Below are 24,414 nucleotides of genomic sequence, written 5' to 3' on the forward strand. Positions count from 1 at the left end.
GCTCAGACCTGGGTGGTCAGGGCCTGCGCGGCGATCACGGCCTGGGTTCGATTCTGGACCCCCAGCTTTTTGAACACACCCGTCAGGTGCGCCTTGATGGTCGCCTCGGTCACGCCCAGGTCGAAGGCGATCTGCTTGTTCAACCGGCCCTGCTGCAGCCCGATCAGGATTTTCAGCTGCGACGGCGTCAAGCTGGCGATCCGTGCTTCCATGGACTCGGCGGAGGCCCCGTCGTGCAGGGCCGGGGCCCAGACATCGCCGGCCAGGATCGCTTCAAGGGCTTCCACCATGGCTGACAGGGTCGCCGATTTGGGGATGAACCCCGCGGCACCGAACGCCAGCGCCCTGCGAACGGTCCCGTCGTCGTCGCTGGCGGAGACAATCGCGACCGGTGCCGTCGGAAAGTCGGCGCGAATGCCGGCCAGTCCGGCGAAGCCTTCGCTATCGGAAAGCTTCAGGTCGAGCAGCAACAGATCAACGGGACCGGTCGACAGCGCCGCTCGGGCTCCGGCCAGGCTGGACGTCTCTTCAATCGTGGCCTCGGGCGCGGCCTGTATCAGCGCCGTGGCCAGTGCGGCGCGGAAAAGGGGATGGTCGTCTGCAATGACGATGCGGTCCATGGTCTCGTCTGCTCCCGGGCCGCGCTCTGGCGTCGCGTGCCCCTGTGCCACTCTGACACCCATAGACTTTGGTCGAGACTAGACCAACGGCTAATGGCTCCAACGCGGTTCAAGGCGGAGGATCGCCCTCAGGCTCGCATCAGACGGGTCAAGGGAGGGACACCATGGTCAGAAACGCGTTGATGGCGGGAGCGGCAGCGATCGCTCTGATCGCCTCGCCGGCCCAGGCGCAGGACGATCCTGCGGCGCTGGAGGCCCGCATCGCCCTGCTGGAAGCTCAGCTGAACGCCCTCAAGGCCGAGATCCAGGCGTCGCACGTCCAGCAGACGGCCCAGGCTCGCGACATCATCCGCATCGACCAGACCATGGCGGCGGCCCCGCCCGCGCCCGCGCCCGCCGCTCCGCCGGCAGACGGCTTTCGTATCGGTAACAACGTCCTGAAGATCGGTGGCTATGTGAAGGCCGATTTCATGGCCAGCCAGTACAGCGGCGGCGACCCGGCGAACGGCGACCTGCTGCGCGACTTCTATCTGCCGGGCTCGATCCCGGTCGGCGGCACCAACGAAAGCACAGCCACCGACTTCAACGCACGTCAGACCCGGTTCTGGCTGACGACCGACGGCATGATCGGCGGCCACAAGGTCGGCACGCGGATCGAAATGGACTTCGAGGTTCTGGCGGGGACTGGTGACCAGCGAACAACCAGCCCCTCAACCCCCGCCCTGCGCCGCGCCTTCGTGACCGTTGACAACTGGTTGTTCGGGCAGGAATGGACCAACTTCCAGAACCTGGCCGTCCTGCCCGACACCGCCGACTATGTCGGACCTTCGGAGGGCACCGTCTTCAATCGTCAGGTCCAGATCCGTTACACGCGCGGACCGTTCTCGATCTCGCTGGAGAATCCCGAAACGACGGTCACGCCCAATCTGGGCACGACCCGGATCATCGCCGACGACAACAGCCTGCCCGACCTGACCGCTCGCTATGCGATCACCCGGCCGTGGGGCGAGGCCTCGGTCGCCGGCCTGGTGCGCCAACTCCGGTATCAGACGACGGGTGCGGGCGCGATAGACTCGTCGACCGCAGGCTGGGGCGTTTCAGCGGCTGCCAAAATAAAGGTCGGCGCGATGGACGACCTGCGCCTGATGCTGTCGGGAGGCGAGGGCATCGGCCGTTATGTCGGCCTGAACTTCGCCAACGACGCGGGTCTCGACGCGAGCGGGGACCTACAGGCCATCAGTCTTGTTGCCGGCTTCGCCAGCTATCGCCACGTATGGTCGCCGCAGTGGCGGTCGAACTTCACGTATTCGGCCCAGGTGGTGGACAACGACCGTTCGATCATCGCCTTGGCTAACAACAAGTCGGTCCAGAGTGTGCGAGCCAATCTGATCTGGACGCCCATCCCGGCCATGGATATCGGTGCCGAGCTGATGCACGGCGAGCGAGAGCTGGAATCGGGTGTGTCCGGCGACGTGACCCGCCTTCAGGTGTTTGCAAAATATGGCTTCTAGCCCTCAGGACATCCCGCTCATGACCGATCCTGACCTGTATCCGGTTTCCGCCGCCTGGGCAGAACGCGCCCACATGGACGCGGCCGCCTACGACGCCGCCCGGATCGCGGCGCGCGACACGCCCGACGCCTTCTGGGCCGAACAGGCGAAGCGCCTCGACTGGATCACGGCGCCGACGATCATCAAGGATGTCTCGTTCCACAAGGACGACTTCCGCATCCGCTGGTTCGCCGACGGGGTCCTGAACGTCTGTTTCAACTGCGTCGATCGCCACCTGCCCGAGCGGGCCGACCAGACCGCCATCGTGTGGGAAGGCGATGACCCGGCCCAGTCCGGACAGCTGACCTATGCCGAGCTGCACCGCGAGGTGTGCCGCATGGCCAATGTGCTGAAGGCCCTCGGCGTCGGGAAGGGCGACCGGGTGACGATCTATCTGCCCATGATCCCGGCGGCGGCCGTGGCGATGCTGGCCTGCGCGCGCATCGGCGCGGTCCATTCGGTGGTCTTCGGCGGCTTTTCGCCGGATAGCATCGCCGGGCGGATCGAGGACTGCGGCTCCCGTTTCGTCATCACCGCCGACGAGGGCCTGCGCGCCGGCAAGCGCATCCCGCTGAAGGCCAATGTCGATGCGGCCCTGGAAAAAGTCGCGGGGGTGGAGACCGTCCTGATCATCAGCCACACCCATGCCGACGTGCCGATGATCGCCGGCCGTGACGTCCGCTACGGCGAGGCGAAACACGGGGTGTCGGACGACTGCCCCTGCGAGCCGATGGGGGCCGAGGACCCTCTGTTCATCCTCTACACCTCGGGCTCGACCGGAAAGCCCAAGGGCGTGCTGCACACCACGGGCGGCTACCTGTTCTGGGTCAGCTACACGCACGAACTGGTGTTCGACTATCGGCCCGGCGAGGTCTTCTGGTGCACGGCCGACGTCGGCTGGGTCACCGGCCACAGCTACGTCGTCTACGGGGCCCTGGCCAATGCGGCGACGACCCTGATGTTCGAGGGCGTGCCCAACTATCCCGACAACCGGCGCTTCTGGCAGGTGGTCGACAAGCACAAGGTCGAGATCTTCTACACCGCCCCCACGGCCCTGCGCGCCCTGATGCGCGACGGCGACGAGCCGGTGAAGGCCTCCAGCCGCGCCTCGTTGCGCCTGCTCGGCACGGTCGGCGAACCCATCAACCCGGAGGCCTGGCGCTGGTATCACGAGGTCGTCGGCGAGGGCCGGTTGCCGATCATCGACACCTGGTGGCAGACCGAGACGGGCGGGGCCCTGATCGCGCCTCTACCCGGCGCGACCGACCTGAAGCCCGGATCGGCCACCAAGCCCCTGCCGGGCGTGGAGCTGGAGCTGGTCGATGCCGAAGGCGGGGTGCTGGACGGCGCGGCCTCCGGCAACCTGTGCATCACCGACAGCTGGCCCGGCCAGATGCGCACCGTCTGGGGCGATCATCAGCGGTTCTTCGACACCTATTTCTCGACCTATCCCGGGAAGTATTTCACCGGCGACGGCTGCCGGCGGGACAAGGACGGCTATTACTGGATCACCGGCCGCGTCGACGACGTCATCAACGTCTCGGGCCACCGGATGGGCACGGCCGAGGTCGAGAGCGCCCTGGTGCTGCACGACGTCGTGGCCGAGGCGGCCGTGGTCGGCTTTCCCCACGACATCAAGGGCCAGGGCATCTACGCCTACGTGACACTCAACGCCGGGGTCGAACCGCACGACGACCTGAAGGCGGCGCTGGTCGCCCATGTCCGCAAGGAAATCGGCCCCATCGCCGCGCCCGACTCGATCCAGTGGGCCCCCGGCCTGCCCAAGACCCGCTCCGGCAAGATCATGCGGCGGATCCTGCGCAAGATCGCCGAGAACGACCTGGGCTCGCTCGGCGACACCTCGACGCTGGCAGACCCGTCCGTCGTGGACGATCTGGTCAGAAATCGGGGTAGCTGAGACAGAGCTGGGACGATAACCGGCCCGGGTTCGGAAGGGACCACCTCAGGGCTCGAGGCTCGCTTAGAGGAAGGATGTCTGGGCAGGGGCGGTGGCGAGAGGTTCATCCTGCTGGCACCGACGCCGAAGTTCGCTGGTCGCGCTGAAGCGGATGCTTTCGTCCCGATCCGTGGCCAGACTCTGCAGAGCGCGATCATCGAGGGCCGACCACGGCTTGCCACGCTCCGGTCCGGACGGCACCCGGGGCAGCAGGCCGGGCTCGCGGCTCCACGCCAGCAGCTGCGCTACCGACGCGGCGTTCAGCAGGTCGCGGAGGTGGTGGGCCGTGACGTAGGCGTCAGGCAGGGCCCGATGGGCCGGCAAGCCCATTTCATGCACCAGGCCCTCGGGTCGGCGCTGGTAGCGCAGCATCTGGTTGGAAAAGCGACTGAGGTCGGGCCAGATTCGAAGCGCGCATTTCCAGGTGCATATCCACTCGGCCCCGCCCGTCAGGCGCGGCGAGCAGTAGCGCTGCTCGAACGACGCGCGATGGGCGGCCAGGGCCACCACGCCGCCGTCCGGTCGAAGGACGGCGGGTGCGACATCCTTCCAGTACGGCGCGTCCGCGACCCACTCATCGAGAATATGGTGGACCGCCATGGTGTCCGGCGAGATGGGGTGACCCGGGTTGACCCAACGCGCTCCCCGCTCCGCGGACAGTGACCATCGTCCGTCGCCCCCGAGCACGACATCCTGCCATCCGATCTCGCAGACATCGCTCTGCCCCGTCCCGGCGGTTTCCAGATCGACGACGCGGATCCGAGGGGGACCGGGATTACTCACGACCCGGACCTGGCCTTCGCGCCCTTCTTGCCAAGGATCGACTGGGCGGCGGATGATGTCCGCGGGTTGGACTTGCCCTCCTTCGCGGCCGCCGCGTTGGCGCTGCGCGCGGCGTGACTCCCGTGGCCCTTGGTGTCTGACATCCAGCCTTCTCCTCAAGGTCGCGAGCGGCCCGCTCGCGATGTGCTTCTGTAAACGCACAATCAGCAGCCATCAGTCATGCGGCACTCTGCATCAGGGGAGCCCAATGTGCGACGGGCGACACTGGAACCGGCGGGTGTGCCGTGGGTTGGGAATCGCCCGGAGCGCGTTGCTGCCGGCCGGAGCCCTCCACCCTTGCGCATCGGCGTCATCGCACATCTGAAGCATCCCATCCGCGAGCCGTTCGCGGGCGGGCTGGAGATGCACACCCATCTGCTCGCCACGTCGCTCCGCGACCGGGGCCACGATGTGACGGTGTTCGCCTCGACGCGATCCGAACCCGAACTGGGCCTCGAAGCGATCTGCGACGAGACCAGTCTTGACGCGGTCGGGCTTGCCGAGGCCACCGACGTGGCCTTCTTCCGGGAGCATCACGCCTATCTCAGGCTGATGAACGATCTGCGCCATCGCGCCTTCGACCTGGTCCACAACAACGCCCTCCACTATCTGCCGGTGGCCATGGCCGACGCCCTGCCCATGCCGATGGTGACGACCCTGCACACCCCGCCCTTCTGCTGGCTGGAGAGCGGCGTGCGGGTGGCGCGCGGCGGCAACAACAGTTTTGTCGGTGTCTCCGAGTCGATCCGGACGGCGTGGACGCCGGTCACCCCCGTCGACGCGGTGATCCTCAACGGGATCGATCTGGCGCGCTTCGCCTTCGCGCCGGAGCCGGAGTCGCCGGCCTATCTGGTCTGGTACGGACGCATCGTCCCCGAGAAGGGGCTCCATTTCGCCCTCGACGCCGCGCGGCGCGTGGGCATGCCGATCCGCTTCGCCGGGCCTGCCCTGGACCGCGAGTATTTCGACACCGAGATCGCGCCGCGCATGGGGAGCGATGCCGTCTATCTCGGGCACCTCGATCACGCCGAACTCTCGCGTGTGATCCGGGGGGCGACCGCCTTCCTGTGCACGCCTTGCTGGGAAGAGCCCTATGGCCTCGTCGTGGCCGAGGCCCTCGCCTGCGGCGTGCCCGTCGCGGCCTTCGCGCGCGGGGCCATTCCCGAGATCCTGACGCCCGTCTGCGGCGTCCTCGCCGTGCCGGACGACGTCGCGAGCCTGGCGGACGCCGCCCGCCGTGCCGTGACCCTGTCGCGTCAGGCCTGCCGCATGCGTGCCGAAACCCTCTGTGACGCCGATCGGATGATCGACCGGTACGAGGCGCACTACCGCAGCCGGCTGGACCAGCATGCGAAAGCCGCCCGCACCGACCGCGGCTTCGCGATCATTCCCCGTCCGGTGCCCCTCGCCGGCCATTCCGGACATGCGCAACGCCCTGGCGGCGAAGAACAGTACCCGGTCCCGGCCGATCCGCTCGGCATGGCGCGACCGGTCGAAGCCCGGGTCTTCGATTGAGCCCGCAAGGGTCAGACAGGCCGGGCCCGCCCGGTGCCCCGGCGTGGTGCGTCTGCGTGCCCGCACGGGACGAGGCGGAGCGGCTGGGTCCCTTCCTCGACGCCCTGGCGGTCCAGGATTTGCCCGGGGCCATCCCGGTGGTGATCGCGCTCAACAACACCACCGACAGGTCGTTCGAGGCGGTCGCCGAAGCGCGCCGCCGGCATGGCGAGCGTCTGTCGCTGACCGTGGACGACCATGTCTTTCCCGCGATCGAAGCCCATGCCGGGTCGGCCCGGGAACGGGCCATGGCGCTCGGCCTGCAGCGGCTTGGAGCCTCCGCAGACGGTGTCCTGATCAGCACGGACGCGGACACCCGCCCCCCGCCGGACTGGGTGCGCGCCAATCTGGAGGCGATCGCCAGGGGGGCCGATCTGGTCGGCGGGCGTCTGGTGCTCGATGAGGCCGAGCCGCTCGGCTCCGACGCGGCCGAGGTCCGGGCGCTGTGGGACGAATACTGGGCCCGGGTCCGGGCGATCGAGGATCGTCTCGACCCGTTGCCGCACGACCCTGCGCCACGCCATGGCGATCACACCGGAGCGAGTCTGGCGATCACGGCCGCTGCCTACCGCGCGGCGGGCGGCGTGCCGCTGATCCCCAACGGAGAGGATCGAGCGCTGGTGGCCGCCGCGGTGGCCACGGGCGCGCGTCTGGTTCACCCGCCCTCGGTCTGGACGCGGGTGTCGCCACGACAGGACGGTCGGGCCAGCGGCGGGATGGCGTCGGACATGCGGCGCCTGGCCCTGGGGTCCGCGGGCGGTGCGCCCCCCCTCGCCCCGGCGCTCGACCACTGGCGGATCAGGGCCGCCTGGCGTCGCGACCTGCGGTCGCGTCTCGGTCCGGCGGCGCTGGTGGCTGCGGAGGCCGCCCTGCCCCCCATGCCGGAGGACACGCCCCTGGCTCAGGCCCTCTCGCGGCAGGTGCCGGTTTGATCGGCTACTACGTCCATCATCAGGGCGCAGGACATCTCGCGCGCGCCCGGGCAGTCGCCCGGGGCGATGCCGCGCGCTTTACCCTGCTGGGCACCGGCCTGGCCGGTCGGACCGGATCCCTTCCGGTCATCGACCTGCCCGACGACCGTGCGGCGGGGCGCGCGTTTGACGGGCGCGACGGCGCTGCCGACCGGCCCGAGGCCCTCCACTACGCCCCGCTGGGACACGACGGCGTGCGAGAGCGCGTCGCCCGGATCAGCGACTGGATCGCGACCCGCCGCCCGGCCCTGATGGTGGTCGATGTCTCCGTCGAGGTCGCGATGCTGGCACGCCTCGCTGCCACGCCAACAGTCTATGTCCGCCTGTCCGGGAGCCGGACCGATCCCGCGCATCTGGAGGCCTTCCGGGGTGCCAGCGCCATCCTCGCCCCCTTCCATAGCGACCTGGACGATCCGGCCATGCCCGACTGGGTGCGCGCCAAAACCTGGTACGCCCCGGGTCTCGTCGAAACGATGCCCGATCCGGCGGTGGACCCCGCGCGCGTGGTGGTGGTCTTCGGAGCCGGAGGCGGCGATGCGGACGGGGCGGCGCTTGCGGAAGCGGCCCGCCGGACCCCGGACCTGACATGGCGCGTTCTGGGCCCCATGACTCCTGTGACCGATCCGCCGTCCAACCTCGTCGTCCTGGGCTGGGTCGAGGACGTGGCCACCGAGATCGCGGCGGCCGGCGTCGTCGTCGGCTCGGCGGGAGACGGTGTGGTCGCCGGGGTGCTGGCCGCCGACCGTCCGTTCGTGTGCCTGCCGCAGTCCCGACCGTTCGACGAGCAATCGTCCAAGGCCAGGGCCCTCGCCCGCGCGGGCGCTGCCATCGCGCTCGAGGCCTGGCCGGAGGTCGAGGCCTGGCCGGACCTCCTGGCCCGGGCGCGCGCCCTGTCGCCGACAGCCCGCCAGCACCTGCTTCAGGGTCCGGACGCTGCCGCCATCCACGACCGGCTGCTGCAACTGGCCGATGCCGGCGACCGGTCCGGAGATCGCGCATGACCCTCGCACACCCCGCTCCGCACGGATCGACCGGGCCGTCACCGAAGGATCGCGCCCTGGCCCTGCGGGCCCGGCTGGAAGCACTGGGCGAGCGCTATGACGCCGCGCCGGTCTTCCCGATCGACAGCGTCAGGACCCTCGTCGACGCCGGTCTTCACCGGGTCTTCGCGCCCGTGGCCGCCGGTGGCGACGGGTTCGTCGACGCGCGGGCGCAGGCCTTGGCCCTGTACGACGTGCTGCGCGTGATCGGTCGGGCCGACCTCAGCCTGGGCCGGCTCTACGAAGGCCATGTCAACGCGCTGAAGCTCTTCGACTGGTACGGGCGCGCCGACCAGATCGCCTGGCTGTCGAGCGTGCTGGAACAGGGCGCGCTGTTCGGCGTCTGGGCCACCGAACCGGCCCCCGGCGTCCAGCTGCGGCCCACCGGCGGTGGACTGGACCTCGTCGGAGCGAAGTCCTTCGCGACCGGCGCGGGTGGGCTGGCCTATGCCCTGATGACGGCCCAGCCCGAGGAAGGCCCACGACGGCTCGTCGTGGTCCCGGCCGATCGCGCGGACCGGGCCGATCTCAGCGGCTGGCGGGTGCGCGGCATGCGGGCCACGGGGAGCGGGCGGTATGACGTGACCGGCTTCCCCGTCCAGACGCGGGATCTTCTGGGCGCGCCGGGCGACTACGACCGCGACCCCCGCTTTACCGCCGGGGCCTGGCGCTTCTGCGCGGTCCAGCTCGGCGGCGTTGAAGGTCTGCTGACGGAGATGCGCGCCGCCCTGTCCGATGGCGCTCGGGCAGACCCCCTGCAGCGGGCCCGGTTCGCCGAGGCGGTCGTCGCCACGCGAACGGCGGGACTTTGGGTGCGCGAGGCCGCGGTCCGCGCCGCCGTCGACGATCCGGACGCGCCGGACTTCGCGCGCCTGACACGGGGCGTCGTCGAACGGGCGGCACTCGACGTGATGGAGCACGCGGCCCGTGCCGTCGGCACACGCAGCGCCTTCGACGGGCAACGGATCGACAAGATCATTCGCGACCTCAGCCTCTATCTGAGACAGGCCGGACCCGACTATGCCCGCGACCAGGCCGCCATCGCCTGGCTGGAGCGCGACGTCTGGGGCCGCGAGGACGCGCTGTGGTAGGCCGGCGACGCCTTTCCGCGACGCACTGGCGCGCGGCCCGCTGGCTGGTCCTTGCCCCGCACGCCGACGACGAGACCCTCGGCGCCGGAGCCCTCATCGCCGAAACGGCGCGCGCGGGTCGCCTGGCCGGCCTTGTCTTCCTGACCGACGGCACCGGGTCGCATCCGCATCCGGACGCCGCCAGCCGGGCCCGGCTCAAGGCCATGCGCAAGGCCGAGGCGCGGACCGCCTGCCGCCGCCTGACCGGCGCGCAGGGGCCGAGGCCTCTTTTCCTCGATTGGCGGGACGCCCATCCCCATGCCCCGGGATCGGCTGCCTGGCTTGCAGCCGTCCGATCGCTTGCAGCGCTGTGCCGACGCGAGGGCGTGGACGCCATCGCCACCACCGCGCGGGAGGAGCCTCATTGCGATCACGCCGCGGCCGGGGCCTTGGCGCAGGCCGTGGCGGACGCCGCCCTGCGGCCGGTCACCGTCTTCGACTACTGCGTCTGGGGCGAGCCCCCTGCGCGCGGGTCCGCGCTGGAGACGGGGTTTCTCACACCGGGTCGCCGGCGCGCCGCCCTGGCCGCGCACCGGTCCCAGCTGACACCGGCGTTCGGGGACGGGTTCCGGCTGCCGGAACGCCAGCGGATCATGCCGCGGACCGACCGGCTCTACCCGAGGGATCGCCATGACGCGTCATGATCGCAGTCTCGACGCCGCCTATTTCGAGACCATGTTCCAGGGCGACGACGATCCGTGGAATCTGGAGAGCAGCACCTACGAGGCGGCCAAGTTCGATCGCTCGATCGAGGCCCTGGACGGCCGACGCTATGGCTGCGCCTTCGAGGTCGGCTGCGCCGGCGGATCTCTGACCGAACGGCTGGCCCCCCGGGTGGACGATCTGCTGGCGGTCGACATCAGCGAGACGGCGCTGGCCCGGGCCCGGCGTCGCTGTGCCCGGCTTGCCCAGGTCCGGTTCGCCCGCATGGCCTTCCCGGACGATCGACCCCAGGGGACCGGGTTCGATCTGATCGTCCTGTCCGAGGTCGCCTATTACTGGGACGACCAGGACCTTAACCGGGCGGCGGCCTTCGTCAGCCGCAGCCTTGTGTCCGAGGGCGACCTTCTGCTGGTTCACTACACCGGAGAGACCGACTATCCGCAGAGCGGGGACGCGGCGGTGGCATTCCTCGCGGCGGCCCTGGCCGACCGGGTCCACGTCGTCCGGGCCGAGCGCCACGACCGCTATCGACTGGACCTGTGGCGGTCGCGATGAGCGATGTAAGCGCCCTGACGCTGGTCAAGAATCGCGATCGACATCTGCACCGTCTCGTCGAGGGGCTCCAGCGCAGCGCCGTCCTGCCGCGCGAGCTGGTCATCGTGGACATGAGCGACACCCCGGTCGCCCTGCACGGGACTGCGTTTCCCATCCGGATCGTGCGCCTGGAAACCGGGGCGCTGCCGCTTGCCCGGGCGCGCAACCTCGCCGCTGCGGAGGCCACGGGCGACCATCTTCTGTTCCTGGACGTCGACTGCATTCCAGCGGCCGGTCTGGTCCAGCGCATCGACGACGAACTGCGCCGGGCCGATGTCCTGGTCTGCGCCGAGGTCCGCTACCTGGCCGAGGACGCGGTCGACGACGGCTGGACAGAGGCCGGCCTCGCCGCCCTCGCCGCCCCCCACCCGGTCCGTCCCTTCCCGATGAAGGGCCGCCGGATCGAACCCAATGCCGGCCTGTTCTGGTCGCTGACCTTCGGCATCCGGCGCGAAACCTTCCGTCGCGTGGGCGGCTTCGACGAGACCTTCACCGGCTACGGGGCCGAGGACACCGACTTCGGATTCCGCTGTCGAGACGCCGGCCTCCCGCTGGCTTTCGCCGGCGGGGGTCCGGGGTCCTTTCACCAGCACCACGGCGTCTATGATCCCCCGCTGCAACATTTCGAGGACATCGTCAGGAACGCGACGCGGTTCCAGGCGCGCTGGGGCGTCTGGGCGATGGAAGGGTGGCTCGAGGCCTTCGACCGTCTGGAACTCGTCGCCTTCGACGGCCGTACCCTGACGCGCCGACGCCCGCCGACCCCGGACGAGATCGAGGCCGCCCACCGCCCACCAGACGTTCGCTACTGACCCACCACCTCAGCGAGGATGACAGCCATGTCCGATGCCCCCCTCCCTTCCGGGATTTCCGACGCTCCGACCGCGATCCGTCGTCTGCCGGGCCCGCGTCCGGACCTGCTGATCTTCGAAGTGGATGCCCGGATCCATACGGCGGACATGGCATGGATGGGCGCGACCGTGTCGCAGGCCATGGAGGCCTTCGACCGTATCGACATCCTGCTGCTGATCCGGCGGTTCGAGGGCGCAACGCCGGGAGCCCTGTTCGAACCCACGGCGCTGAAGGCCGAAGCCGCATCGATCCTGGGCGTAAGACGCTACGTTGTCGTCGGTGCGCCGGCCTGGGCCGAGGCGGCGATCACGCTCGGCGGCTGGCTGTCCCCCGTGGAATCTCAGACCTTCGACGCCGCCGAGGAGATTCAGGCCCGGGCCTGGATCGATCGCCCCTGACGGGCCAGCCTAGCGCAACAGGCCGGCCGAACGCAGGGCGTTCTCGATCACGGCCGTGACGGTGTCGCTGGTCGCGGGCGCTTTCGGACGCCCCCTCGCAGGCTCCCGCGAGATCGGCCCGCGCTCCGCAACGACGCTGCCCGGCTCCGGCATGGTGTCGGTCGCCGGTGAGCCGATGCCCCAGTGCCGGACGATTTCCCGGCTGGAGGCGATGCCGACGTCCAGCAGAAAGGGACCGGCCGTGCCGTTTCCGCCTTCGCCGTTCGGCTTCAGCGGTGTCCCATGCCCCATGTCCCTGATCCGGTGCATCTCGATGACCGGCTGCCCGTCCGGACCCCTCCAGACCTCATAGAAGCGTCCGTCGGGCGCGCGCATACGGATGGGCGCGTCCATCAGGCCGTGCACGTCGATCCACTGCCGCAACAGGGCCTCGCCGGCGGCGGGACGCACCGTGGCGTCATGCGTGCCATGCCAGATCGACAGGCGGGGCCAGCCGCCGGCGTGATCCGACGCGCCGCGGACGCTGTCGCCCCAATTGCGGTCGGGGCGCGCCGGTGCCTGGGTCATCGCCGCGAAGGCCTCCGGCATCGAGTGCGCCGAACCATAGGCGAGGCCGGCGATCACCGCTCCGGCGGCGAAGGTCTCGGGGTAGGTCGCCAGCATGACGGCCGTCATGGCACCGCCGGCCGAAAGCCCGGTGACGAACACCCGACGGCGATCCAGGTCGTGCTTGCGTAAAGCCCACTGCACCATCGCATGGATGGAGGCAGCTTCCCCGGCATCGCGCGTCGTATCGCCCGGCTGAAACCAGTTGAAGCAGAGGTTGGCGTTGTTGGCGCGGGTCTGTTCCGGGCAAAGGACGGCGAAACCCAGTTCCGCCGCCAGCGCCAGCCAACCGGCCCCGTGCGCGTAGCCCACCGCGGTCTGGGTGCATCCGTGCAGCACGACCACCAGCGGCGCGCCCGCAGGCAGGGTTTCTGGCAGAAACAGCTTCATCCGCAGATCGCCGGGATTGGGCGCAAAGCCGACTTCGTCGGTTAACAGCGCGCGCCGCCCCGCCGGCCGGCTCCCGTTGCCGGAGGGTCCGACGGAGGATCCGGGTCTATGAGACGGATGGCGCATGGGGTCGGTTCCCGTCACGCGGAACGCGCAACCTGAACCCACCAAGCGCCCCGGACACGTTTATGTTGCAACGCAACATATCTATCCCCAGTCGCCGTACCGCGAGCTGACACGGACGTCGACCCGCTCGCCCGGCTCCAGCGACCGGATGGTCGCCTACCGGTCGAGATCTCCGTGGCACCCGGTTCCGGAAGGCGCGAAGGCGTCGAGGTCGATCGCCTGGGCCATGGTGTCATAACCCTTGTCGTTCGGATGAAGGCGATCAGCACCCACCAGGTCGACCTGCATCTGGTCGGTCTGCGCCGGATCGCGCGTCGCCGCGTCGAAGTCCGCGACGGCGTCGAACGCCCCGCTCTCGCGGATGAAGGTGTTGACGGCCTGACGGGTTGCTTCGGACCGGGCGTCGAAACGCTCGGAGCCGCCGAACGCCGTCATCGTGCCTCCGATGACCTTGATGCCGTGCAGGTGGAGCCGGCTGATGACCTGGCGATAGGCGGCGATGACCTCGTCGGCGCTTCGGCCGACGTTGGCCGGGTTTCCGTCGTGGCGAATGTCGTTGATGCCCTCGATCAGGATCACATGGGTGACACCGGGCAGGGACAGGACGTCCCGATCCAGTCGGGCGCGAACGTTGGCGCTGCGCCCGTCCCGGACCACCTGGTTGCCACTGATGCCTGCGTTGACGACGACGAAGCCCCCCGGACAGGCCGCCTCGAGCCGTCTCCCCAGGACGGAGGGCCAGTCGGCCTCGGCACCGAGGGTCGCGGTCGCGCCCTCGGTGATGGAATCGCCCAGTGCCACCACGACCCGGGGCGCGTCTTCGCTCAGGGCGTAGACGGCGGAGACGAAACTCTGACGGCGGACGAGAAGCGCGTCGGCGGCGACAGGGGCGACGCCCTCCCCCAGCCGCACGGGCACGCGCCGGACGACGCCGCGTGTCGGACCCGGAGCATGCAGGCTGACGCTCAGCATGCCGCCGCGTTCGACCGCGATCGGCAATGGATCGCTCAACAGCGCCACCCCGATCGGCAAGGCGATGTCCCGCGCGCCGCTGAAGGTGACCGGCCGCACGACCCCGTCGGGGCCTGTCGCCGTGACCGTGTCGAGCGCCAGAGGCTCGAGGCCGACCTCGTTGCTGATCCTCAACCGGACGACATCGGCCGCGACGCCCAGACGGATGTCCTGGCGGATGGTCTGGTCGAGATAGCCGAGCGGGGCTTCGGGCGGGCCGTCGAACCGGGGCGGAGCCGGCGCCGCGATCCAGGCCGGTCGCCACGCCGACGCCTGCTGCGCCAAAGCGGGGGTCCCCACCAGCGCGAGCATCAGCGCGATGGCGACCCCGCGGGTCCTCATCACGAGAAGTACAGCCCGCCGTTGATGTCCAGATTGGCACCGGTGACGAAGGCGGCGGCGTCGGACGCCAGGAAAAGGACCGTCTCGGCGACTTCCTCCGGGCGGCCCTGGCGACGCAGCGGCGTGCCTGCCGCCACCGCCGTGCGAACTTCCGGCTTGGTGAAGGTGTCGTGGAAGCTGGTCGCGATCATCCCGGGGCACAGGCTGTTGACCCGCACGCCCCTGGGGCCGAGTTCCTTGGCCATGGATCGGGTGAAGGTCATCAGCGCGCCCTTGGACGTCGCATAGATCGCGGCCCCCGGTCCGCCGCCGTCCCGACCCGCCTGGGACGAGAAGTTGATGATCGCCGCCCCCTCCGTCATCAGCGGCGCGACGGCCCGTGTCATCAGATAGGCCGACTTGAGGTTCAGGGTCATGACGGTGTCGAAGAAGGCCTCGTCGATGTCGGCCAGGGGACGACGCTCGACCATCCCGCCGGCCAGATTGACCAGGATGTGTACCTCCGCGCCGTAGGCGTCCCTTGCCGCTGCGACCAGGGTCGCGACACCCTCGGCCGTCGTGACGTCGGCGCGGCAGACGATGGCCTCGCCGCCGGCCGAGGTGATGCTGTCCAGTGTCTCGGCCGCGCTGGCTTCGTCATTGGCGAAGTTGATGACGACCTTGGCGCCTTCACGCGCAAGCACGCGCGAGACCTCGCGACCGATGTCGCGGCCGCCGCCGGTGATGATGGCGACCTTATCCTTGAGGCGCATTCAGGTATCCTTCAGTGCAGGAGAGGGGTTCGGGGAGACGGGTTCGATCCGCCCGGTGACGAACCACAGGGAGAGGAGGGAAAGGGGGACCAGCGCGGCCACGAGGATGAAGATCGGCCCGTAGGAGATCGTGGTCATCGCAGGCACCAGCCAGGTGGTGATGAGGGTTCCGGCCACCGCCGCCATGCCGCCGATGCCGGCCAGAGACCCCACCGAGCGCCCGTCGAACAGGTCTCCCGGGATGGTCTGGATGTTGCCGATGGCGACCTGGAAGCCGAACAGGATGCCCGCGATGACGAGGACCGCCATGGTCGGATCGGTCATGTTCGGTGCCACGATCAGGCAGGGCATCATGATCGCGCCCCCCAGGGTGACGCACAGTTTGCGCGCCATGCCGGGCGACCGGCCCGACTTGATCAGCAGGCCCGAAAGCCAGCCACCGAACAGGCTGCCGATCATCGCGCCGACGTAGGGCACCCAGCCAAAGATGCCGATCTGCTTGATGTCGAAGTCGAAGGTCTCGGCCAGATAGATCGGCAGCCAGGACACGAATAGCCACCAGATCGGATCGAGAAAGAACCGGCACAGGATCAGCCCCCAGCTTTCGCGGTGCGCCAGGAGCTGGCGCATGTTGGGCGCATAGACCGGGGCCAGCGGGGCGTCCGCCGTGTGGGTCGCGGGCTTGTCCAGGATCAGGGCGCGCTCGGCGGCGCTGACCCAGGGGTGACGATCGGGTCCGGCGCGATAGATGATCAGCCACGGCAGCACCCAGACGAAGCCCAGCGCCCCGACCAGGAGAAAGGTCCCCTTCCAGCCGAGACCGAGGAACATCAGGGCGATCAGCGGGGCCGAGATGATCGCGCCAACGGACGCCCCTGCGTTGAAGATGCCCTGGGCGAAGGCGCGCTCCTTGGCCGGAAACCACTCGGCGTTGGCCTTGACCGCACCGGGCCAGGCGCCGGCCTCGCTGATCCCCAGCATGGCGCGGAACACGCTGAACGAGACGATCGACGTCGCCAGGGCATGCAGGGCGATCGAGATCGACCAGACGCCGATCGACCAGGCGAAGCCGAGCCGCACGCCGATCGCGTCGAACACCTTGCCGAACACGAACTGTCCGAGGGCGTAGAACACCATGAAGACGGTGACCAGGAGGGCATAGTCCTCCTTGGTCGCGCCGATCTCGGGCGCGATCTCGGGCCACATCACCGCCAGCGCATTGCGGTCGATGTAGTTGATCACCGTGGCGATCGCGATCAGGCCGATGATGACCCATCTCATGCCGGACTTCATCGACGCCTCCTCAGCGGTCGAACCGGGCGTAGGGCCCGGTCCATTCGTAGGTCTGTCCGTCCACGGTCACGGTGTGAGCCAGGCCGGCGGATGTTGCGTGGGCGACCCCGAGCGCCAGGGTCTTGCCCGACACCAGGGTCAGCACGACCACCTCGGCGTCGTCACCGCGCACGCGGGCGATGTCGCGGATCTGGCTCGTCGCGCCCGAAACCGTCTCGGCGGTGCCGTCATAGACGCCGTGCGGTTCCAGCACGGAGAAGAAGCTGGCATCGGCCTGACCCTGCATGCGCTGGATCAGCGCCGGCTCGCGCCTCAGGTTGAAGTCCGGATCGTTGGCGCCGCTCTCGACCAGCAGGGCGCTGGTCGGTGCCGACGCTCCGAACCGGTAGGTGTAGAACCGGCTGCCGAGAAGCCAGGTCAAACTGCGGGTTCCGCTGGCGGCCGGGGCGACGGCGTCGATCCACAGATGCTGATAGCCCGATCCTGTCCCCAGCACCGGCCGCTCCAGCACCGAGTGCCGGGCCTCGAAAGCCGAAATGATCTGGCCGTTGAAATGCAGCGGCAGGTCGTACGCGGTCGCCGTCTGCCCCTCCGCCCGGAAGAGGTCGATCACCACCGGATAGGCGAGCTCGGGGTGTTCGACCATGGCCAGGGTGCGGGTCAGGACGACGCCATCGTAGGCGTCCTCCAGCCGGGCAGATGAGATCTGGAGCCCCTCTTCCACCTCGAAGAACAGCGGCGTGGTGGGGTGCTCTTCGCCGACCATCCAGTCTCCGCCGAACTGGCTGGCCTCGCCGACGACCAGGGTGTTGTGCGCCACGGTCTGCATGGCCCAGCTGTCGTTCTCGTCCAGGTAGCCGCCGCCGCCCTTGGCCTCGACATTCAGAAAGCGGGCGGCCCCGTAGTCGCGCACCACCGCCTGGCCGTTGTCGTAGAACAGCCACTGCAGCCGGTCGAAATGGCCGTGGCCCTGACCCTGCTGGGTGTTCTTCATCACCAGCGCCTGGCCGTTCGCCCCGCCCCGACGCAGGAAGACGAGATTGCCGAGGTCTCCGTTCGGCCCGTCACGCAGTTGCATCGAGCGGAAGTCGAACGGTCGGGCCCCGCCGTCCGCCACGCCTTGAGCCACGGCCAGGCCGTCCGGGGTCAGGATCGTTCGCCCCTGCTGCTGTGTGATGGAGAGCAGGGCCGGATCCCGGGTCTGGGCGTAGGCGATGGAGACGCCGGTGACGATCTCCTCGCTGGTCAGGCCCTTGTCCGGCATGGCGTCGTTGATCGGGAACAGCAGACCCGCATAGGACGACTGGATGACGCCATCGACGGCCTTCAGCAGCACGCCGTCGCGACGCCCGAAGATATCGCGCTCCGGCTCGTTCTGCTGGATCGCCCGGGCGAAGATCACGAACGGCGCGAGGGCATAGCGCTGGTAGTAGGGCCCTTCGGCATAATAGCCATCGGGCGAGAACAGCTCGTCGACCTGCCGCAGGAAGCCCGCCCGGCCGTCGTGCGCCGTGCCGTTCAGCGCGCGGTCGACCAGATCGGGATCGCGCAGGACATATCCCGTCATGCCCACGCCCGCCGTGGCCCAGGTCGCGTGGTTGTGGATGCGATCGAAATAGGCCGCGTTCTCTTCGGACAGGAACCGCGCCATGCGCCGGAACACGTTGTCGTCGATCGTGCGGCGCTGTTCGGCCGTCAGGGTCTCGCGGATCGCGTCATACCCCTGGGCCGAATAGACCAGCCAGACCGAGTCGTTCAGCGCCTGCCAGAACAGCCGCCCCCGGACCGGAGAGTTGCCCGCCGGATGGTCGGACAGCGTGGGATACAGACGCGCGTACTCGAGCAGCAGGTCGCGCGCGAAGTCGGCATAGGCCCTGTCGCCCGTCAGCCGGTAGAGCGCGCCGGCGCCGGCGATCGCCTTGTAGTTGGCCTTGTGCCGCTCGTGGGTGACGCCGCCGCCCAGATCGCGGGGCTGGGGCACGTCGATCCCGTGCGCCATGGCGGCCCGCACCTCGCGTTCGACCCTCTGGCGCTCGGCCGCGAACATCGGATAGCGATCGCCCGCCTCCGCCATCGCCCGCCACTGGTCGGGCGACACGAGGACGGGGCCTGCGTCGGCGGAGGCCGCCGCGGCGGAGGCTGGCGTCCGGGCGATGGAGGCGACCGGCGCGCCGGCCGCCAGAACCGCCAGAACGGCCATCAGGACGGGACGGGTCATGGTGCGCGCTCCACGGCAGGGACGTTGGTGACCAGCGCGGGCGTGCCGCTCAGCACATTGTCCCGCCAGATCAGAAGGGGATCTCCGACGCGGCGGAAGAACCGGGGCGCGCCGCTGTCGACGAAGCGATTGTCCAGAACCTCGGCCCGCTGAACGCCATACAGCGCGAGCACCCCGGCCCCCTCGCCGGTGGGCCCGCTCCGCTCGAAGGTGGACCCCGTCAGGAACAGACGCGGCCCGAATGTACTCTCGTCCGTGCCGCCCCGGTACAGGTCGATCACGGGGCCGGCCACGTCGCGGAAGGTGCTGTCCACCACCTCGACGACCTCGGCATTATAGGTGCCCAGATCCGCCGTCTCGGTGTGGGCCCAGATGACCGCGCCACTGATGCGGTCGACCGTGACCCGCTCCAGCCGGATGCGCTCGGCGAAGGTCCCGGGACCGGCCGCGAAGACGTTGAAACCGCGATTGACGGTCAGGTCCGTGAAGGTCGTGTCCTCGACGATCAGCTGATAGCCGGCAGCGCCCTGCCCTGCCCGGATCGCCGCCGCCCCCGCGACATCCGGGACCAGCGCACCGGAAACGGCGAGCCTCGACAGCCGCAGCGAACCGCCGGGGGCGATCTCGAACAGTGTCGGGCGGGCGAACCGGATTTCCGCGCGTCCGTCGACGGGCCCCTCGATGGTCAGGGCCCGGTTGGCCGTCAGGGTCTGGTTGACGACGTAGATCCCGGCCGCCAGCCGGATCCTGTCACCGGCCGCGGCGTCCGCCACGGCACGGGTCAGGGTGTCCTCCCCGGGCGTGATGGAATGCACGGCACCGCTGTCCAGGGCGACCGGGGGGATGTCCTTGGGATACCAGGCCACGCCCGTTTCGCTGCGATCGACCACGGTCAGATCGGCGGGTGCGCCGACGCCGTCCACACGGCTGACGCCCAGCCGGCCGTCCCGACCCGCTACTACAGAAATCCGACGCGCCTCGAAACCGGGCAAGGCCCCGGTCCGGACCGGAGACTGAACATTGCCGTCGAAAACAATGCCGCTCATGTCGCCCATCACCCGGATGGGATCGCGACCGTCGCGGTTGACGATCAGGTTGCGGGCGAAACGGCTGTCGACAGGCGCCGCCGAGCGCTCGGCGTCCATCCCCGCGCCGAGGAACATCTCGTGCGCATCGATGATCGTGTTGTTCTCGATCACCGCGCCCTCGACCTGGACGTACCGGTTCACCGGCGAGTTCGGGACGCCGTACATGATGGTCAGGGCGCTGCCGAAAACCGATCCCGTCAGGCCCTGCATGATATTGCCGCGCACCGTATTGCGGCGATTGATGACGCGGACGCCCCCGGTGTTGACCACGCCGTTGCCGATGAAGACGTTGCCCTCCACCAGATTGTCGTCGCCGTGCCGCAGCACCATGGCGCCCTGGGATTCGTAGAAGACGTTGCCGCGATAGACATTGCCGCCGGACTTGTTCGAGACGATCTCGACCTCGCCGTCGCAGTGCTCGAACCAGTTGTGGGTCACGGAGGTGAAGGAGCTGGAGACGGAGTCGTGGCTGGTCCCGATCCGGATCGTCTCGCCGCCGTTCGAGCCGAGGACGGGCCGGCGTCCGAAATAGTTGTGATCGATGGAGTGGTGGTTCTCGAGGCCCTGCTGTTCGTCCCGGATGACGACCAGCGTCGTGCCGGCGTTGGTCTTGCCGGAAATCTGGTTGTGATCGAACCGGTTGTGATGGCCGTACATCGCCACCCAGTTGTCCGTCTCGGCACGGTCGGGGCGGGAAAAGCCGTCGATGACGACGCTGGTAATCCGGCTGTAGTTCGCGCGCTCGGTCAGGGATCGCCGAAACGAAAGCACTTCGCCGGTGGGCGACCAGCCGTCGCGGAACACCAGATTGGATACCACCAGATGCTCACCCGCCATGCGCAGGTTGGAGCGTCCGGTGATCGTGACCCCGCCGGGCGTCTCGGCCGTCAGGGTGATCGGGCGATCGGTCGTGCCCTGGCCGATGAACTGGATCTCGAAGTTGCGCCATTCGCCGTTCGCCAGCGTCAGGGTGTCGCCGGGTTCCAGGCGGCCGACAGCCGCCTGGAACTCCGCCTGCGTCCGGACGAAAGCGGACTCCGCGAATGACGTCGTCGGCATTCCGCCTGCGCCGAGGACGACCAGGATCGCGGGCAGCCAGGGCGTCCGACGCAGCGACGACATCCCCAAACCCTTACGCTCACTCACGGCCGCAGCCGCATCCGTACCGGTCATCGCCAATCAGAACCGGACGCTGAGGCCTGCCGTCACGCGACGATCCGTCAGGCCGTTGTAGCAGAGCAACGCATCGTCATTGATGCAGAACTCGTTGGCGTCCTCGCGGGTCAGGTTGATCGCCTCGATCCCGATGCTGGCCCAGGGGGTCAGGTCATAGTTGACGCTGGCGTTCAGCTGGCCGCGATCGTCGCTGACCCGCGGCACGTCGAAGGCAGAGGTGAACGCCTCGGTGTTCAGGTAGTCCGACCGCCACGTGTACCGCATCCGGGCGCTCAGGCCGTAACGCTCGTAGTAGAGCGTGGTGTTGTACGAATACTTCGACAGGTTCTCGAGCTCGATCAGGTCCTGCGGCAGGGGGCTGATGCCCAGGTCCCGCGTCGTGTTCCGCGTCAGGCCGATCGTGCGGTAATTCTGAACGTCGCCGCCCGTCTCCTGATAGGTGAAGTTGCCGATGAAGCCGAAGCCGGACGCCCAGCCCAGACGATCTTCCCACTGGGACAGGTCATACTGCAGCGCCAGTTCGACCCCGGTCTGTGTGGTCTCGCCATCGACGTTGAACGTGGACGTCAGCGGCACGCAGATGCCGGTCTGACCCCGGGCCGGGTTGTTCTGGTTGATGATGGCGATCGGGTTGTAGATGCCGCCACCCGGGCAGTTCGGGTCGCGGCTGCGGTTCACGACACCGCCGACCGCATTGTCCGGCGGGCTCTCGGTGATGCTGGCGAACAGGTTGTCGCGCACCTTGTGGAAGACGCCGACGCTGATCAGGCTGGAGGGGGCGAAGTAGTATTCGGCCGACAGGTCGAACGACAGCACGGCCTCGGGCTGCAGGTCCGGATTGCCCCGGACGACCGAGGTGTTCTCGCTGGTCGCAAAGCTCACGGACGAGGACAGGTTGTTGAAGTCCGGCCGGCGGATGTCCCGTGCGATCCCGGCGCGGACGACCACGTCCTCGGCCGGCTCGACCACCAGATTGAAGCGCGGCAGCCAGAAGGCGTAGGACGCGTCGTTCTCGGTCCGGGTCGATGTCCCGCCTGTCGCCACCGCATTGCCGATCGAGGTCAGATCGGTGGTCACATAGCGAAAGCCCACGTTTCCGCGCACCGGCATGCCGAAGGCCTCGGTGTCGAAATTCGCCTGCAGATAGGCCGCCTGCGTGTCTTCCGTGATCTCGAAGAAGGCGCTGGACTGGGACGTCGGCACGCCAATCTGCGCGATGTTGGAGCCGTTGGCGGTATTGCTGGCCGTGATGGCGGCATTCAACGCCGCGAGGGTGCCGGCCGGATCGCGGAACGCGCGCGCGCCGTCGACGACCAGGAAGTCCGGGAAGTACAGTCGACGATCGTCCGCGGCGTTGAAGTTGCTCGGACCTGCGATCAGCAGGTCGGAGAACAGGTTTCCGCTCGGCCGGAAGAAGGACGTGGTGAGGTTCGTGAAGCTGGTCGTGCCGGTGACGTTGTCGTTCAGGACACTCGTCTCGTTCCAGCGCAGGCCGGCGTCGATGGACGTCACGAAGGGCAGGATGCCGTCCGTATCGTAGGAGGCGTCCAGCCGGAGCGCCTTCTCCTCGTTCTCGCGCAGGCTTCGTCCCTGTGCGACCTGCTGCAGCCGGTAGTTGGCGGGATCCCGCAGCATGGCCGCCGTCGGCGTGGTCGCCAGGCCTTGGGCAATGCCGAACTGAAGCGTACCGCCCCTCAGATCGAACTCGATCGGCACGCCGTTGGCCAGGGTGACCCCGACCGTGGGACGCGGCGAGTTCGGGTTCACGAACTCAAGCGTCGTATTGAAGCTCGGCAGGACGGAGTCGGAGGTCGACAGTGCGGCCTCCGCCTTCACCGTCAGCCGCTCTCCCTGCCACTCGCCGCCCAGCGCGAAGACCCGACTCTCGGTCACGCGCGAACCGGTGTCGCTCGTCGTCCGCAGATAGGGCGCCAGGTTGCCGTTCAACCGCGGCTGGATGATGCCGGCCACGGTGGCCTGAACCGAGCCAAGGTCGACCGTGCCGTTCGGCCCGTTCGCAGAGCCGAGGTTGACCGTCTCGAAGGCGGTGTTGCGCGTGTTGTCGACGACGCCGTTGTCGGAGACGGTCGAGATCTGGACGGTGGTGCTCTGCTCGGCCCGCTCCTGATCGTTCAGGACGGCATCGAAATAGAGACGCAGGTTGTCGGTCGGCTTCCACTCCGCCGTCCCGGCGAAGTTCCTAGTCTCGTATTCGAAGTTGTCGTAGTCCTGATTGAAGAACTGGATGCGCAGGAAGGGGAAGGCCTCCGCGCTGGCGCGGCCCGAGGTCGGGGTCACCACGGCATCGCGGTCGACACGCGGACGGAAGGCGGCGACGTCCTGCTCGGCGTAGCTGAAGCTGCCGACCAGGCCGATCTCGCCGATGCCGGTGTCCCACCGATGGCCGACGGTGCCGGAGTAGCGCGGCGTGCTGGTGTCGGAAAGGTCGCTGAATTCCGACTGGGCGCGGAAGGCGAACAGCGGCTCGGTGAGCTCGAGGGGGCGGATGGTGCGCAGATTGATCGTGCCGCCGACGGAACCCTCGATGGTCCCGGCCTCGGACACCTTGATGACCTCGACCGAGCGGATCATCGAAGCGGCGAGGTCGTCGAAGCTGATGCCTGAACGACCCGATCCCGAGCCCACGGTGGAAACGCCGTTGATCTCGACGCGGTTCGCATCGGTGCCCCGGATCTGGACACCACGGCCGACGCCGGCTTCGCGCGTGATCTGAATACCCGTCACGTTCTCGAGGACTTCGGCGAGGTTCTGGTCGGGGAGCTTGCCGATATCCTCGGCCTCGATCACCTCCACGAGGTTGTCGGCGTTGCGCTTCTGGCTGAGTGCGCTCTGGAGCGACGCGCGAATGCCGGTGACGACGATCTCGTCGACCTGATCGGCCTGGTCCGGCTCCGCAGAGGGCGCGTCCTGTGCCCAGACCGGCGTGGCCATGGTCATGGCCGTCCCGGCCAGCAGAATCGTCATCAGTCGCTTGTCGGCGCTCAAACGAACGCCGGTGTTCCCGGTCCGCCTCATCCCTAGTCTCCCGTTTGTCGTCTTTTTGTTGAGCAGAAGCTGGATTGGACTGGAGATGCTGTCAACCGCTTTTTCGAGCCGTCGACGACCGCGGTCCAGACCAATTTGCCAGACCAGCGCTTAAATGCTTATCCGCGCAAGCCTGATCGCTCGCCGGAGACTATGTCGGATGGCCTGGTTCATCAGCGATCCAGCGAAGGGTCAACCGCGACGGACAACTGGTTG

The 24,414-nt window shown here is 68.7% G+C and carries 20 protein-coding genes; 10 read left to right on the forward strand and 10 right to left on the reverse strand.

Features of this window, described 5'->3' with window-relative positions; translation table 11 throughout:
* Window positions 1-2 precede the first annotated feature (2 nt).
* Window positions 3-620: a response regulator transcription factor gene (locus BRESU_RS14370; RefSeq protein ID WP_013270287.1), complete on the reverse strand. Its 618-nt coding sequence runs from the start codon at window positions 618-620 to the stop codon at window positions 3-5.
* Window positions 621-784: 164 nt separating this feature from the next.
* Between BRESU_RS14370 and BRESU_RS14375 the strand changes: the two genes are divergently transcribed.
* Together BRESU_RS14375 and acs are read left to right on the forward strand one after the other, a co-directional pair.
* Window positions 785-2,131 carry a DcaP family trimeric outer membrane transporter gene (locus BRESU_RS14375; RefSeq protein ID WP_013270288.1) on the forward strand — a complete coding sequence of 449 codons (1,347 nt, stop codon included), beginning with the start codon at window positions 785-787 and terminating at the stop codon, window positions 2,129-2,131.
* A 19-nt stretch (window positions 2,132-2,150) separates the two neighbouring features.
* Window positions 2,151-4,088 carry an acetate--CoA ligase gene (acs, locus tag BRESU_RS14380; RefSeq protein WP_013270289.1) on the forward strand — a complete coding sequence of 646 codons (1,938 nt, stop codon included), beginning with the start codon at window positions 2,151-2,153 and terminating at the stop codon, window positions 4,086-4,088.
* A gap of 63 nt (window positions 4,089-4,151) precedes the next feature.
* Here acs and BRESU_RS14385 read toward each other — a convergent pair whose 3' ends face one another.
* Complete coding sequence (locus BRESU_RS14385) at window positions 4,152-4,910, reverse strand: DNA polymerase III subunit epsilon (protein ID WP_013270290.1); 759 nt, start codon at window positions 4,908-4,910, stop codon at window positions 4,152-4,154.
* Window positions 4,907-5,053 (reverse strand): hypothetical protein, encoded by a 147-nt coding sequence (locus BRESU_RS17575; protein WP_013270291.1) that lies wholly within the window; start codon window positions 5,051-5,053, stop codon window positions 4,907-4,909. The genes BRESU_RS14385 and BRESU_RS17575 overlap by 4 nt, the downstream gene beginning before the upstream one ends.
* Window positions 5,054-5,246: 193 nt before the next feature.
* Between BRESU_RS17575 and BRESU_RS14390 the strand changes: the two genes are divergently transcribed.
* Genes BRESU_RS14390 through BRESU_RS14425 form a run of 8 tightly spaced genes read left to right on the forward strand, consistent with a single transcriptional unit; the run spans window position 5,247 to window position 12,151 of the window.
* Window positions 5,247-6,464: a glycosyltransferase family 4 protein gene (locus BRESU_RS14390; RefSeq protein ID WP_013270292.1), complete on the forward strand. Its 1,218-nt coding sequence runs from the start codon at window positions 5,247-5,249 to the stop codon at window positions 6,462-6,464.
* Window positions 6,465-6,520: 56 nt separating this feature from the next.
* A complete protein-coding gene (locus tag BRESU_RS14395; RefSeq protein WP_156796176.1) occupies window positions 6,521-7,435 on the forward strand; it encodes a glycosyltransferase family 2 protein in 915 nt (304 codons plus the stop codon).
* Window positions 7,432-8,475: a glycosyl transferase gene (locus BRESU_RS14400; RefSeq protein ID WP_013270294.1), complete on the forward strand. Its 1,044-nt coding sequence runs from the start codon at window positions 7,432-7,434 to the stop codon at window positions 8,473-8,475. Before BRESU_RS14395 ends, BRESU_RS14400 begins: the two co-directional genes overlap by 4 nt.
* A complete protein-coding gene (locus tag BRESU_RS14405; RefSeq protein ID WP_013270295.1) occupies window positions 8,472-9,605 on the forward strand; it encodes an acyl-CoA dehydrogenase family protein in 1,134 nt (377 codons plus the stop codon). The genes BRESU_RS14400 and BRESU_RS14405 overlap by 4 nt, the downstream gene beginning before the upstream one ends.
* Window positions 9,599-10,288, forward strand: coding sequence for a PIG-L deacetylase family protein (locus BRESU_RS14410; RefSeq protein WP_013270296.1), 690 nt, complete (start codon window positions 9,599-9,601; stop codon window positions 10,286-10,288). Before BRESU_RS14405 ends, BRESU_RS14410 begins: the two co-directional genes overlap by 7 nt.
* The gene (locus tag BRESU_RS14415; protein WP_013270297.1) at window positions 10,275-10,862 is read left to right on the forward strand and encodes an SAM-dependent methyltransferase; all 588 of its coding nucleotides are present in this window, start codon (window positions 10,275-10,277) and stop codon (window positions 10,860-10,862) included. Before BRESU_RS14410 ends, BRESU_RS14415 begins: the two co-directional genes overlap by 14 nt.
* Entirely contained in the window at window positions 10,859-11,713 is an 855-nt protein-coding gene (locus tag BRESU_RS14420) for a glycosyltransferase family 2 protein (RefSeq protein ID WP_013270298.1), read from the forward strand. The genes BRESU_RS14415 and BRESU_RS14420 overlap by 4 nt, the downstream gene beginning before the upstream one ends.
* A 27-nt stretch (window positions 11,714-11,740) precedes the next feature.
* Window positions 11,741-12,151, forward strand: coding sequence for a SpoIIAA family protein (locus tag BRESU_RS14425; protein ID WP_013270299.1), 411 nt, complete (start codon window positions 11,741-11,743; stop codon window positions 12,149-12,151).
* 9 nt (window positions 12,152-12,160) lie between these two features.
* Here the strand turns inward: BRESU_RS14425 and BRESU_RS14430 are convergent, their stop codons facing one another.
* From BRESU_RS14430 to BRESU_RS14460, 7 genes are all read right to left on the reverse strand, one after another.
* Window positions 12,161-13,273, reverse strand: a complete 1,113-nt coding sequence (locus BRESU_RS14430; RefSeq protein WP_013270300.1) for an extracellular catalytic domain type 1 short-chain-length polyhydroxyalkanoate depolymerase — start codon at window positions 13,271-13,273, stop codon at window positions 12,161-12,163.
* 156 nt (window positions 13,274-13,429) lie between these two features.
* The gene (locus BRESU_RS14435; protein ID WP_013270301.1) at window positions 13,430-14,626 is read right to left on the reverse strand and encodes an SGNH/GDSL hydrolase family protein; all 1,197 of its coding nucleotides are present in this window, start codon (window positions 14,624-14,626) and stop codon (window positions 13,430-13,432) included.
* The gene (locus BRESU_RS14440; protein WP_013270302.1) at window positions 14,626-15,378 is read right to left on the reverse strand and encodes an SDR family NAD(P)-dependent oxidoreductase; all 753 of its coding nucleotides are present in this window, start codon (window positions 15,376-15,378) and stop codon (window positions 14,626-14,628) included. Before BRESU_RS14440 ends, BRESU_RS14435 begins: the two co-directional genes overlap by 1 nt.
* Complete coding sequence (locus BRESU_RS14445; RefSeq protein ID WP_013270303.1) at window positions 15,379-16,671, reverse strand: MFS transporter; 1,293 nt, start codon at window positions 16,669-16,671, stop codon at window positions 15,379-15,381.
* A 10-nt stretch (window positions 16,672-16,681) separates the two neighbouring features.
* Entirely contained in the window at window positions 16,682-18,889 is a 2,208-nt protein-coding gene (locus BRESU_RS14450) for a heparinase II/III domain-containing protein (protein ID WP_013270304.1), read from the reverse strand.
* On the reverse strand, window positions 18,886-21,099 hold the full coding sequence (locus tag BRESU_RS14455; RefSeq protein WP_169308026.1) for a polysaccharide lyase 6 family protein: 2,214 nt from the start codon (window positions 21,097-21,099) through the stop codon (window positions 18,886-18,888). The genes BRESU_RS14450 and BRESU_RS14455 overlap by 4 nt, the downstream gene beginning before the upstream one ends.
* 57 nt (window positions 21,100-21,156) lie before the next feature.
* Window positions 21,157-24,138, reverse strand: coding sequence for a TonB-dependent receptor (locus BRESU_RS14460; RefSeq protein ID WP_041762709.1), 2,982 nt, complete (start codon window positions 24,136-24,138; stop codon window positions 21,157-21,159).
* Window positions 24,139-24,414: the final 276 nt, after the last annotated feature.

Origin of the sequence: Brevundimonas subvibrioides ATCC 15264 (genome assembly GCF_000144605.1) — a bacterium.
Taxonomy (GTDB): Bacteria; Pseudomonadota; Alphaproteobacteria; order Caulobacterales; family Caulobacteraceae; genus Brevundimonas; species Brevundimonas subvibrioides.